Genomic DNA, 12,217 nt, shown 5'->3' with positions numbered 1-12,217 from the left:
TTCCCCAACTGCACCATCCCCGCACCCTGGTGCGAAGCCCACCACATCACCTACTGGTCACACGGCGGACCCACCAGCACCAACAACGCAACCCTGCTCTGCTCCCACCACCACCACGTCATCCACAAAGAACAATGGAAAATCACCACCAACAACGGCATCCCCTGGTACACCCCACCACCACACCTGGACCCCACCCAAACACCCCAACGCAACCACCACACACCGCAGCGCAGGTAAGCTTCTGCGCGCGTATGCCCAGGCGAAAGCCCACCTCACACGAACGCCGACTTACCCGTCACCGCCCGGGCCACGATCATGGAGTTGATCTCGTAGCTGCCCTCATAGGTGTAGAGAATCTCGGCGTCTCCGAACAGCTTGCCCATCTCGTAGTCCGTGGTGATTCCGTTCCCGCCAAGGAGGGAACGCCCCATCGCCACCGAGGAACGGGCCAAGCGGGTGGTGGTCGCCTTCGCCATGGCAGCCTGAACCATCTCGAGCTTCCCCGCTTCCTGAATCCGGGCAAGTTCAACCATCAAGGACAAGGAAGCGTGGGCATTGCCGAGGATGTCAGCCAGTTGCTGCTGGACGAGCTGGAAGCGGGCCAATTCCCTGCCAAATTGGAAACGGTTCAGGGAGTAGGAACGTGCAATATCAAAAGCCGCCAGCTGGATTCCCGCCGCCTGCCACCCCACCCAGGCGCGGGAGTCGCGCAAGAGATCGTTGGCCCGGGAGAATTCCGTGGCGCCCGGCAGCAGGTTATCCAAGGGAATGCGGACTTCATCAAGGAGGATGTCGGCATTTTGCATGATCCGCAGCCCGATCTTGTGGGAGATCTTGGTCGCGGAGTACCCCGGACGATCCGTCTCTACGATGAAGCCCTTGATATGCCCGTCAGCTTCGTCGCGGGCCCAAACAAGGGCGAAGTCGGCAATCGTTCCGGCACCGATCCAGCGTTTGGCACCGTTGATGACCCATTCGCCGCCGTCGCGTCGCGCCGTCGTCGAGAGCCCTCCGGCGATGTCTGATCCATGGTCCGGTTCGGTCAGCGCGAAGGCGCCCAACTGCGTAAAGGTCTCAAGGCCAGGCAACCACCGCTGCTTATGCTCCTCCGATCCGAGCTCGTGGATCATCCCGACAATCAGTTCGTTATGGATTCCCACCAAGGCAGACAGTGATACGTCGGCCCGGGCGATCTCGGTATACATGAGGCCTTTGAACAGCTTCGAGGAGCCATCGGTCTGCAGGCCACCAAGACCGTACTTTGCCATATCCGCCAGCAGGCCGAAGGGGAACTCTTCCCGGTTCCAGTAGTCGATGCTGGCTGCCCGGACCCGCGACTGCAGGAACTCACGCACCTCCGCATAGCGGGCCTGTTCCCTGGCAGGGAGCAGGTCCACCACGTGCATCAGATCCGCCTCCGGATAGGGAGGAAGGACGTTTTTTGCAGCTGCCCCGCTTGTGGCGGTTCCGGCTTTCTCGTCGAGCATGTGACCCCTTCGTCATGTCCCGCGCGGGCTCTTCCAAACCCTTGGATGTCCTAGTATATTGCAAGGTGATGTGGATCACTAGGCTGCTCCACCGCGCAGACTCACGGCAACGAAGCCCCAGCGAAAGGCGGACTATGACAGTCACCGACGATTTCCGGGCGGCCCGCGACCGCCTGCTCGAGCTCCGCGAGGACTACCGGCAGGCCCACAGCGAATTTGAGTGGCCGCGCTTTGAGCACTTCAACTTTGCCCTCGACTGGTTTGACCAGCTCGCCGCAAACCCGGAGCGGGGAAACAAGCCCGCGCTGGTCATCGTCGAGCAGGACGGCAGTTCCACGCGGCGTACCTACCAGGAGCTGTCGAAAAGGTCGTCCCAACTCGCGAACTGGCTGCGGAGCCAAGGCGTCAAGCGCGGCGACCACATGATCATCATGCTCGGCAACCAAGTGGAACTCTGGGAGCTCATGCTCGCCGGGATCAAGCTCGGCATCGTCATGATCCCCACCACTACCCTCATGGGTGCCCGCGACCTGCAGGACCGCGTGGAACGTGGCGGCGCCTCGTGGGTGGCGGTCGGCAGCGCCAACATCGGCAAGTTCGCCGACGTCGAGGGCAACTACACGCTGATCGAGGTGGGCTCCCAACGCGCCAACAATGACGCGAAACAGTACGCGGATTCATACGACGCCGGCACGGACTTCACGCCCGACGCCCCCACCACGGCGGACGAAACACTGCTGCTCTACTTCACTTCAGGCACCACGTCACGGGCCAAACTCGTGGAACACACCCACACTTCCTACCCCGTGGGCCACCTGTCCACGATGTACTGGATCGGCGTCGAGCCCGGCGATGTCCACCTCAACGTCGCTTCCCCCGGCTGGGCCAAGCACGCGTGGTCGAATGTCTTCACCCCGTGGATCGCCGAAGCGTGCGTCTTCATTTACAACTACGAACGCTTCGACGCGAAAGCCCTCATGGAGCAGATGGACCGCGAGGGCGTCACCAGCTTCTGCGCCCCTCCCACGGTGTGGCGCATGCTCATCCAAGCGGACCTGAAGCAACTGAAAAACCCGCCCCACAAAGTAGTTTCCGCCGGCGAACCCTTGAACGCGGAGGTCATCGGCCAAGTGGAGGAAGCGTGGGGCGTCACCATCCGCGACGGTTTCGGCCAGACGGAAACCACCGTCCAGATCGCCAACACTCCAGCCCAACCCGTGAAGATCGGTTCCATGGGCCGCCCGCTGCCGGGTTACGACGTCGTGCTTGTCGACCCGCTCACCGGCGAGGAGGCCGACGACGGCGAACTCTGCTTGCGCTTGGACCCCCGGCCCGTGGGACTCATGAAGAGCTACTTCGGCGACGAAGCAAAGACGGCGGAAGCCTTCCGCGGCGGTTACTACCACACCGGCGACATGGCCAGCCGGGACGCCGACGGCGTCATCACCTACGTGGGCCGGGACGACGACGTCTTCAAGTCCTCCGACTACCGCCTGTCGCCTTTCGAACTCGAAAGCGTCCTGATCGAACACCCCGCAGTGGCGGAGGCCGCCGTCGTACCTTCACCCGACGCGGTGAAGCTTTCGGTGCCCAAAGCGTTCGTGGTGTTGGCGGCCGGCTACGAGCCAGGCCCAGCGGTGGCGGAGGATATCCTGCGCTATTGCAGAGAGCATCTTGCGCCCTTCAAACGCATCCGGCGTCTTGAGTTCAGCGAGCTTCCCAAGACCATTTCGGGCAAAATCCGGCGCGTGGAACTCAGGGGGACCGAGGTGGCCCGGCACAGTGATGGTCCGCTCCCGGCCGGCCTCGGCGTCGAATATACGGAGGAAGAGTTCCCGGGCCTGAGAGACTAGGCATCCAGCAAAAGACCAGCCGAGGAAAGAAGGCCCATGGGCACACCACTCCCCCGCGATCCCATCGCCGACGCCCAGCGCAACTGGGAGCGGCATGGCTGGGGCGATGTTGCCGCGCCCATGGCCGCCATCACGGCGATCATGCGTACCCAGCAGATCCTCTTGGCACGCATCGAGACGGTCCTCAAGCCCTACGGGTTGACCTTCGCGCGCTACGAACTGCTCGCCTTGCTGAGCTTTGCCCGCAGCGGCGCGCTGCCCATGAACAAGGCCAGCGCCCTCCTGCAGGTCCATCCCACCTCGGTGACCAACGCCGTCGACCGTTTGGAACGGGCCGCGCTGGTGACGCGATCGCCGCACCCCACGGACGGCCGCACCACCCTGATCGAGCTCACGCCGGAGGGCCGCACGCTCGCGAAGAAGGCGACGACGGCACTCAACGCGGAAGTCTTCGGCAAGTCGGGCTTCGGAGACGACGACGTCGAGCACCTGATCCGCGTGCTTGGCGCCTTCCGCAGGGATGCCGGGGATTTTACGGAGGACTAGCGCCTCAGGTAAGTGCCGTGGCATTGGCGGGCGATCCCGTTCCCCCAACGATGTTGAGCGGTTTGATGCTGACGAACGCCTCCCACAGGCCCGTGGCCCGCAGGTGCCGGGCCAAGGGTCCCAGCTTCCAGAGCTCGCCCAGCGGCATGCCCAGTTTGGCGAGGAGTTGCTGGTGCATCATCCCGTCATCGTTGGGCGCTGACTCGCGGAATGGGCTGTCCGGCACGGCGGGCAGGCATTCGAACGCGAAGTTGTCCGCCGCAAGCACGGAAAGCTGGTTGTCCCAGGCCCAAGCCACGAATTCTTCGGATTGTTCCACCCCGGTGGCTTTCCGGCTGGCCCTGACTTCCTGCTTTTGCCCGGCAGGGAGCCCAAGGAACCACTCGCACCAGCCTGTGTGCAGCATGAGGATGTCCCCGGGCCTCAACGTGACCGACTGGGCTTCAATCGCGGTCCGGATCAGGTCCAGGCCGAGCGGTTCGCCGGCCGCATGGTCGATGGCGTCACCGTGCGCGGAACGGTATCCGTCCAGGTCCACCAGCACGCCCCTGCCGACAATGGGCTTCTCGGCCCATTCCTGAATGCCCAGCTCGGCAGTGCCCTCGCACACAAGGACGTCCGGCGTGCCGTTGTAGAAGCCCACGTCATCGGCCCTGCGATGCCTTAGTCCGTCGATCTGCGTGGACCCTTGGAGGTAATAGCCGTCCAGGTAGTCGTCACGATGGGCCGGGTGTGCGGAATAGATGATGTGCCGGGGTGCGCCCCGCTTGAGGGACATCCCGGGATCGAAGGCGTCGGCCGGATAGTCGAGGCCGAAAACCGTTCCGGTACGGATGCAGCTTTTCGCTTCCAAGACCGCTTCGGGGGTAATGAACGACGGAGTTCCGCGGTCCTTGTCGGGGAAGAGCTCCCAGGAGGTCCCGGCCAGCTTGCCTTCCCGTTGCAGCAGCCGGGCGTAAGTCGGGTAGCTCATCGCGCGGTCACTTCCTCTTTCACTTCGGCGACCTCCCGGCTTCCATAGCTCAGAAGGAAGCCCGCTACGGCACAGATGGATGCAGCAATGCACATGCCCGGCTTGAAGAAGTCGTTAAGGAACGTCAGCCAACTGCCTTGGCCCACCACCAGTCCGGCGGCCTGGCCGGCCACGAACAGCACGCCTCCGGCCAGTAGCGCGCCGAGGGTGATGACGAAGGTTGCTTGGATGACTCGTTGTATTTGCCGCATGGATGTTCCTTAGATGGGGAGGACGCCCAGGATAATCAGCACACCGATGCCCAGCAGGGGGAAGGCGTAGTGAGTGAGGAGCCTGGAGAAGGTCTTGATCGGGTTGACGTCCGCGATGCCGCAGGCCACGTACAGCGGGGCACCACCTGGCGGAACCGCCGCTTCGCAGGAGGAAAACACCAGCACCGCCACGGCAGCCGTCGTCGCCGGGACGCCTGCCGCTACCAGGGTGGCGACGCCGACAGTTCCGACGGCGGCCATGGTCGCCGTCGCGCTTAGCGGCGCAGCGACCGCGATGACGATCAGCCCGATCAGGATGGCAAGGAGCCACAAAGGCAGGTTCATCTGCCCCAACAGCGCCGTCATCTGCTTGGGCAATCCGGTTGCAGCCAGGGCGTTGGCACCGGCGAACGCGAACACCACGGTTATTCCCACCACGCCAAACCGCGGCGCTGAATTCTGCAGCAGTTCCCACCACGCCCGGCCGTTGCGGGGCAGCAGCTTCCGGCCCAACAAGGCGCCAGTAATGATGAGCACCACGGGAATCCACACAATGATGTTGAGGGACTTCGTGATGTCCCCTCCGGTCCAGTCGGACAATGCCGAGGCAATGGCACCGGAGGTGATGATGAGGGGAACCGCCACCACGACGAAGAGAAGCAATGTTGCCCAGCCCTGGCCGAACGCAGTGCGCACAGCCAGGCGGTGCTCGGGATCCAGCGGCGCCATTCCGCTCTTGCGCACCAGCAGCCAGGTGACGATCAGTCGGTGGAGGAAGCACCACAACCCACCAACCAGCAGCGGCACGACGAGGTCGTTGATGTTCAGCAGCGGCCCCACCGTGGCCGATCCCACCAGTACGAACATGGATGCACTGAACGGGAAGGTGATGCCCATGCCCGCATTGCCGGCAACGAGCGTAGCCGCGGCGGGCTTGTCCAGTTTCGATTTCTCCATCCATGGGATGGTCACCGAGCCAACAGTCGCGGCGATCGCGGCCTGGTTGTGGACCACGCCGCCGAGCCCGGCCGACGCCACCGTGGACACCCACGCGGGGCCGCCCTTCACACCGCCGATCAGCGAGTTCAACAGGTCGATCAGCTTGTCCAGCACTCCGGTTTTGTCCAGGAGATATCCCATGAACACGAACGCCATGGTGGCGTAGACAATCTCGTCAGTGATGGCCGAGTACAGCGAAGCCCAGCCAACCTGGAGCGCGGCTGCGCCGGTGAAGGGCAACACCGTCAGGAAGCCGATGATCATGGCCTCCCCCACGCTGCGCTTCAGGAGCGTGGTCCAGAGCAGGATGACGGCAAGGTAGGCTCCGAGGGCCCAAATGCCGATCATGTTGCTGCTCCTGACAGGAATTGCGTTGCTGGTGAGTACTTCATTGTTCTCTTATTCCGATTCTTCCTGCTCAAGCCTTCAGCGCAAGGCTCCGGTTCAGCGCAAAGCCCCTGCCGGCTCTGCCGTTTCGCTGCCCATCCGCACCAAGGCCGCAGCTGCCGCCGTCGTCATTTCCGCCGGCACGTTCAGGTCGTCGGCGAGGTAGCTCGCCGTGTCCTGCATTTCCTTTGAGCGCCGCAGCGCATGTTTGGCGGTACCCACAAGGAAGCGGTCGATCACGGCCTGCCCGTCACCGGCCAGTTGGCGTGCGATCTGGTCACGGATCCACGTTTCCAGTCCAGCGGCCCTTCCGGCGGTGACGGCCTCAACGACCACCGAGGCCAGCCCCTTCATCAGGACGCTCCGCAAAAGCTTATGCGCCATGGCGGCCCCCGGTTCGCCGTCGGCGATTTCGACGGCGGCACCCAGCGGAGCGAGCAGCGCTGCGACCGCTTGGGAGCCCGGGCCGCTGACCATCAGCGGAGTTTTGGCGCCCTGCGTGGGGACGGGGCCAAGGATGGCGACGTCGGCAAAGGCTGCCTGCGAAGGCAGCTGGCCGAGCTCTTCCATTACGTGCGGCGACGACGACGTGAAATCCGCGTAGCAGCTGCCCTCGGCAAGGACCGGAAGGCATTCCGCGGCCACGCTGCGTGCTGCCGCCGCCCCCGTCAGTACCAGGACGATGTCCGCCCCGGCACACGCTTCGGCCGCAGTCGCAGCCCGGGTGACGCCCTCTGGCGTTTCGGGAGCGATCGGATCGAATCCGGTCACTTTGTGTCCGGCGGCAACCAATGCCGCCGCGTAGGTGGCTCCGGCTTCTCCGAGGCCAATGACGGTGCAAACTGTCATGATTTTGTCTTTCCTGTGTGTTCAGTGGGCGCGCTGGCGCTGACCTGCCGGGCCGGAAAACGTTTCGGTCCGGCAGGTCCAGGCGGGTTGCAGCTGCTTCTGTTGGTTTACTTCTGGCGGTCCGCGATGATCGCGGCGCGGCGGTTGGTTTCGTCGGCGAAGACGGCTTCGGCGGCTTCGGCGACGGCGGCGGCCTGTTCCCGGGGGACCACCACCACGCCGTCCGAATCGCCAATGATGATGTCGCCGGGCATGACCGGGACGCCGCCAAACGCAACGGGACCGCCCAGCCTCGATGGGCCGTTCTTGTAGGGGCCGGCCGGTGTGATGGCGCGGGCGAACACCGGCATCCCGATCTCGGCGAGTGCCTCGGCGTCGCGGGCGGCACCGTCCAGGGCGAAGCCGGAGATGCCGAGGTTGATGGCCCGTTCGCCAATCAGTTCACCCAGCAATGCACGCGTCTCGTCTCCGCCGCCGGCTACGACGATCACATCGCCGGGCTGTGCCAGTTGCAACGCCCGGTGGATGCCTTGGTTGTCACCGGGGCGCGTCCATACTGTGTAGGCCGGCCCGGCAAGGCGGGCGCCGGTCCACACGGCCTGGATGGCGGAGTCGGCCACTCCGAGGCGGTCCATGGCATCGCCGATGTTGGCTGCCGGGAGTTTGGCGAGGCGCTCAACAACGTCTTGCCCGGGGCGCGGGAAGTCAGTGTCGAGGTCTTCAAGGACGGGAGCAGTCATGGTGGTATTCCTTCGGATAGTGGCTGTTTTTGGGGCTAGTCCTTCTTCTGGACCAGCGGCAGGACCTTCTTGAAGCCGTCTTCCTGGCCGGCCCAGAAGGCCTTGTAGTCGGCGCCGTTGAGGTAGCTCGTCTGCAGGCCAAGGTCCTTCATTTTCTGGACGACCGTGGGATCCTCGATCGCCTTCTGGAGGGCTGCTTCAAGCTTCTTTGCGACGGCGTCCGGCAGGCCTGCCGGTGCGGAGTAGCCGCGAACCGTGCCGGCTTCGATTTCGTAGCCGGACTCCTTGAAGGTCGGAACGTCCGGCAAGGACGGTGCACGCTCGCCGGTCATGACGCCGAGGACGCGGGCCTTGCCCTGCTTGGTCAGGTCAGTCACGTCACTGACGTTGGCCACGAGGACCTCCACGTGCTTGCCGAGGAAGGCGGTGGTGGCCTGGGAAGCGCCTTCGGAGAAGTGGACGGGCGCGAACTCGGCTCCGGTGGTCTGCTGTATCTGCGCGAGCGCGAAGTGCTCGCCGGTCTGCAGGCCCGTGGTGCTGGCCGTCATGGACTTCGGCTTTGCCTTGGCAGCTTCAAGGAGGTCCTTGAGCGACTTGTAAGGGCTGTCCGGCTGCACGGCGATCACGGTGGGGTCGATCACTTGGCGGCCGAGCGGCTGGAAGCTGTCCCGCGTGTACTTGGCGCCGCGGGCGGGATCGAGCGGGGATACGACGACGGACGGGGAACCAGTGGCGCCGATGGTGTAGCCGTCCGGCTTGGCACTGGTCAGCTGCGTGTAGCCGATCTGCCCGCCGGCTCCGGGCTTGTTGATCACCTCTACGTTGGTGCCAAGCTCCTTCTCGAGGATCGGCTGCACCAGGCGGGCGGCGGTGTCCACGGCCCCGCCGGAGGAGAACGAGACGATCAGGTCGATCGATTTGCCCTTCTTGGGGAAATCGTCGGCGGCTTTGTTTGCGGCGCCGGCATTGGCTCCGCAGCCTGTGAGTGCCATGAGGGTGACTGCAGCGAAGGCTGCGATGATGCGTGCACGAGGCATGGGTCTTCTCCTTTGAAGCATGGGTTGGGGTGGGAGTGGGGTTGGTTTAGGTTTCGGGGTCTTCAGTAAGTGCCTTGGGCTTGCGCAGCTTCAGGAGCGGGCTCAGGACGATCAGGACCCCGATGCCGATGAGCACTACCGAAATGGGCCGGTTGAGGAAGATCCCAAAGTCGCCCTGGGAAATCTCCAGCGATTCCCGCAGCGAACGCTCCATGAGCGGGCCGAGCACCAACGTGAGCACCATGGGTGCCAGGGGAATGTCGAGGTGCCGTAAGGCAAGGCCGAGCAAGCCGAAAGCGATCATGACGAACACATCGAAGACATTGAAGTTGATGGTGTACGCGCCGATCACCATGAACAGCAGGATGAGGGCGGTCAGGATGGAGGCAGGTACCCGGAGGATGGAGGTCCACAGTCCCACGAGCGGCACGTTGAGGAACAGCAGCAGCAGGTTGCCGATGAAGAGGCTCGCGATGATGGCCCAGGCGATCTCCGAATGCTCCGTGAACAGCGTAGGTCCCGGGGTCAGGCCCTGCTGGAGGAACGCTCCCATCAGTACGGCGATGGTCGGCGAAGCCGGGATGCCCAGGGTAAACAGCGGAATCAGTGCAGCGTTGGCGTGGGCGTTGTTGGCCGTTTCCGGTCCTGCGACACCTTCGATGGCGCCGCTGCCCAGCTCGTTGCGGTGCTTGGAGAACTTGTTTTCCGCACCGTAGGCAAGGAGCGAGGAGACCGAGCCGGTCATGCCGGGGATGAGGCCCAGGCCGAAGCCGATGCCCGTGCCGCGGGCCATGGAGGGAGCGCTGCGGCGCCATTCGGTCCGGTTGGGAAGCAGCGACTTCAGGCCGGGTGCGTGGACGATCGAGGCGCCGGTGTCTTTCCGGTAGGAAAGGATCTCCGAGAGCCCGAAGACACCCACAATCACGGCCACGAAGCTGACGCCGTCCAGCAGGTTGTCCGAACCGAACGTGAAGCGCGGAGCACCCGCCACAGGGTCGATTCCCACCATGGAGATCAGGAGGCCCAAGGCGCCGGAGATGAGCGCCTTGACCATGGACTTGCCGGCGAGGGCGACGAGCAGCGAGATTCCCACCACCATGAGGGCAAAGAATTCCGGCGGCCCGACCAGCAGGCCCATCTCACCAAGCGGCTTGGCGGCAGCCACGAGGCCGAGTGTGGCGATGGTTCCGCCCACGAAGGACCCAACGGCGGCAATCGTCAGGGCCGCTCCGGCCTTGCCGATCTTGGTCATGGCATAACCGTCGATGGTGGTGATTGCGGACGCCGCTTCGCCGGGGGTGTTCAGCAGGACACTGGTGATGGTTCCGCCATAGGCCGTGCCGTAGAAGATGGCACAGAGCATGATGATGGCGCCGGTGGCATCGAGGTTCATTGTCAGCGGGATCAGGAGTGCGACGCCGGCTACCGGACCGATGCCGGGCAACACTCCGATGATGGTTCCCAGCAGGCAGCCGAGGAAAGCGAAGACCAGGTTCTGCCACGTCATGGCGGCAGCGAAGCCGCCGATCAGTTCATTGAGGGTTTCCACGTCTAGAGTCCGATCGAGTTCAGGAAGGGGATGCCGGCTGCGGGCAGGGTGACGTTGAGCCCGTAGTTGAAGGCGTAGAACGCGCCAACGCTGCCGGCCAGCGCAATGATCAGCGAGGAGATCCAGCCCCGGCGTCCGCGCACCTTCAGGTGGTAGAGCAGGAAGAGGAACATGCTCAGCTGGAAGCCGATCAGGTCCAGGACCGCGGCGAGTACCGCGAGGCTTACGACGACGGCGATCACCAGCCCGCGGTCCGCTCCCCCGGGTGCCTCACTGGGGTTCCGGAGCTCCTGGAGCAACCACACGATGGACATGGCCACGAGCAGGATGCCCATGGCAAAAGGGAACAACCCTGGCCCCGGGCCAAGGGAAGTCCACAGGCCGAGTCCGATGGAGCTGACAAGTACGTAGACACCTACAGCGGTGAAAGCGCCAATACCTGCCAGCACGGACTTCGCGACGCGGGCCTTGGTTTCGGGCTCGGTCATGAGTGACTCCGTTGTCATGATTCCTTCTCACGTTTGGAAGTTCTTTGCATTCCGCCGACTCTTACATTGAGTGGCCGCGTCTTTCATAGAATGAAAGAACATTGCGTATAGAGAAATAGTGACAGGAGCCACAAACCATGTCAAGCGCAAGGAACTTACATAGAATGAAAGGATGACCGCCAGCTCCCTGCCCTCATCGGGCGCCGCCGAGGATGGCCCCAAGGCCGCCAACATGCGCTCCCTGTCCCGGGCCTTGGAAGTATTTGCCGAGCTGCAGCGCGCGGAACGCCCCCAGCGGCTCAGCGATCTGGCACGCACCTGCGGCATGAGCCTGCCTACTACCCTGCGGATCCTTCGGGTCCTCCAGGATTTCGGCATGGTGAGCCAGACGGACAAGTCCTATCGTGTGGGACCTGCCGTGCTCCCCGCAGCGCGGAGCTATATCGAGAACGATCCCCTGGTGGTTGCCGCCCGGCCGATCCTCCAGCAGGTTGCGGCCCAGACAGGAATGACCGCTTCGCTCTACACACGCCTCGGCCAGGAACGCATCCTTGTGGCCCGGGTGGACGGTGAATCGCCACTGCGTTACGACCTCCCCCTCGGCAAGCGCCTTCCCCTGACGGTCGGCGCCGCCGGCAAGATCCTGCTGGCCGCGCTTTCTGCTGAAGAGCTGGAACAGACAACAGCTGCGGCCGTTGCAGCGGGGCATGAGAAGGACACTTTCACGGTGGACGAACTCAGGTCGCGGCTGCCGCAGGACGGGGAAGACTTCGCGTACTCGGAAGATGAGCGGGCCACCGGCGTCCTCTCGGTGGCCGTCGCGGTCCCCAATCCAAACGGCAGGCCCAGCGAATCGATCGCCCTGACCAGCCCCGTGGAATCCGCCACGGAAACTACGCTAAGGGCGGGCGTGCCGGAGCTCAGGCGTGCAGCCGGCCGGCTTTCCGAGCTCCTGCAGGGCTCGGTGTACTAGCGCGCGGTGTACTCAGGCTTGATGTACTAAGGCTCGGTGTACTAAGGCTCCGTGCACTGACATGGCCGCATCTGCGCAATGC

13 protein-coding genes are annotated in these 12,217 nt (G+C 64.0%); 4 read left to right on the top strand and 9 right to left on the bottom strand.

Features of this window, described 5'->3' with window-relative positions:
* On the top strand, positions 1–240 hold a 240-nt coding region (locus ACIPY2_RS20510), incomplete at its 5' end, for an HNH endonuclease (RefSeq protein ID WP_400268243.1).
* A gap of 35 nt (positions 241–275) precedes the next feature.
* Here ACIPY2_RS20510 and ACIPY2_RS20505 read toward each other — a convergent pair.
* Positions 276–1,490: an acyl-CoA dehydrogenase family protein gene (locus tag ACIPY2_RS20505; RefSeq protein ID WP_400268242.1), complete on the bottom strand. Its 1,215-nt coding sequence runs from the start codon at positions 1,488–1,490 to the stop codon at positions 276–278.
* 134 nt (positions 1,491–1,624) lie between these two features.
* Here ACIPY2_RS20505 and ACIPY2_RS20500 point away from each other — a divergent pair, with 134 nt between their 5' ends.
* Both ACIPY2_RS20500 and ACIPY2_RS20495 read left to right on the top strand, forming a co-directional pair.
* Positions 1,625–3,343, top strand: a complete 1,719-nt coding sequence (locus ACIPY2_RS20500) for an AMP-binding protein (RefSeq protein WP_400268241.1) — start codon at positions 1,625–1,627, stop codon at positions 3,341–3,343.
* Positions 3,344–3,379: 36 nt separating this feature from the next.
* A complete protein-coding gene (locus ACIPY2_RS20495; RefSeq protein ID WP_400268240.1) occupies positions 3,380–3,889 on the top strand; it encodes a MarR family winged helix-turn-helix transcriptional regulator in 510 nt (169 codons plus the stop codon).
* Positions 3,890–3,893: 4 nt separating this feature from the next.
* Here the strand turns inward: ACIPY2_RS20495 and ACIPY2_RS20490 are convergent, their stop codons facing one another.
* The 8 genes from ACIPY2_RS20490 to ACIPY2_RS20455 all read right to left on the bottom strand — a co-directional run bounded on the left by ACIPY2_RS20490 (position 3,894) and on the right by ACIPY2_RS20455 (position 11,180).
* Entirely contained in the window at positions 3,894–4,862 is a 969-nt protein-coding gene (locus tag ACIPY2_RS20490) for a cyclase family protein (RefSeq protein WP_400268239.1), read from the bottom strand.
* Positions 4,859–5,113, bottom strand: coding sequence for a hypothetical protein (locus ACIPY2_RS20485; RefSeq protein ID WP_400268238.1), 255 nt, complete (start codon positions 5,111–5,113; stop codon positions 4,859–4,861). Before ACIPY2_RS20485 ends, ACIPY2_RS20490 begins: the two co-directional genes overlap by 4 nt.
* A gap of 9 nt (positions 5,114–5,122) precedes the next feature.
* The gene (locus ACIPY2_RS20480; RefSeq protein WP_400268237.1) at positions 5,123–6,460 is read right to left on the bottom strand and encodes a TRAP transporter large permease subunit; all 1,338 of its coding nucleotides are present in this window, start codon (positions 6,458–6,460) and stop codon (positions 5,123–5,125) included.
* A gap of 96 nt (positions 6,461–6,556) precedes the next feature.
* A complete protein-coding gene (locus tag ACIPY2_RS20475; protein ID WP_400268236.1) occupies positions 6,557–7,348 on the bottom strand; it encodes a DUF1932 domain-containing protein in 792 nt (263 codons plus the stop codon).
* A 107-nt stretch (positions 7,349–7,455) separates the two neighbouring features.
* Positions 7,456–8,088 carry a methyltransferase gene (locus ACIPY2_RS20470; RefSeq protein WP_400268235.1) on the bottom strand — a complete coding sequence of 211 codons (633 nt, stop codon included), beginning with the start codon at positions 8,086–8,088 and terminating at the stop codon, positions 7,456–7,458.
* 35 nt (positions 8,089–8,123) lie between these two features.
* Entirely contained in the window at positions 8,124–9,125 is a 1,002-nt protein-coding gene (locus ACIPY2_RS20465) for a tripartite tricarboxylate transporter substrate binding protein (RefSeq protein WP_400268234.1), read from the bottom strand.
* A 46-nt stretch (positions 9,126–9,171) separates the two neighbouring features.
* Positions 9,172–10,674 (bottom strand): tripartite tricarboxylate transporter permease, encoded by a 1,503-nt coding sequence (locus tag ACIPY2_RS20460; RefSeq protein ID WP_400268233.1) that lies wholly within the window; start codon positions 10,672–10,674, stop codon positions 9,172–9,174.
* Between the two features lie 2 nt (positions 10,675–10,676).
* Complete coding sequence (locus tag ACIPY2_RS20455) at positions 10,677–11,180, bottom strand: tripartite tricarboxylate transporter TctB family protein (RefSeq protein WP_400268232.1); 504 nt, start codon at positions 11,178–11,180, stop codon at positions 10,677–10,679.
* A gap of 154 nt (positions 11,181–11,334) precedes the next feature.
* Here ACIPY2_RS20455 and ACIPY2_RS20450 point away from each other — a divergent pair, with 154 nt between their 5' ends.
* Positions 11,335–12,135, top strand: coding sequence for an IclR family transcriptional regulator (locus tag ACIPY2_RS20450; RefSeq protein ID WP_400268231.1), 801 nt, complete (start codon positions 11,335–11,337; stop codon positions 12,133–12,135).
* Positions 12,136–12,217: the final 82 nt, after the last annotated feature.

It is taken from the genome of Paenarthrobacter sp. NPDC089675 (genome assembly GCF_044749185.1).
Classification (GTDB): Bacteria; Actinomycetota; Actinomycetes; order Actinomycetales; family Micrococcaceae; genus Arthrobacter.
The sequence above is the reverse complement of the archived record's forward strand: the minus strand, read 5'-3'. Positions and strand labels throughout refer to the sequence as shown.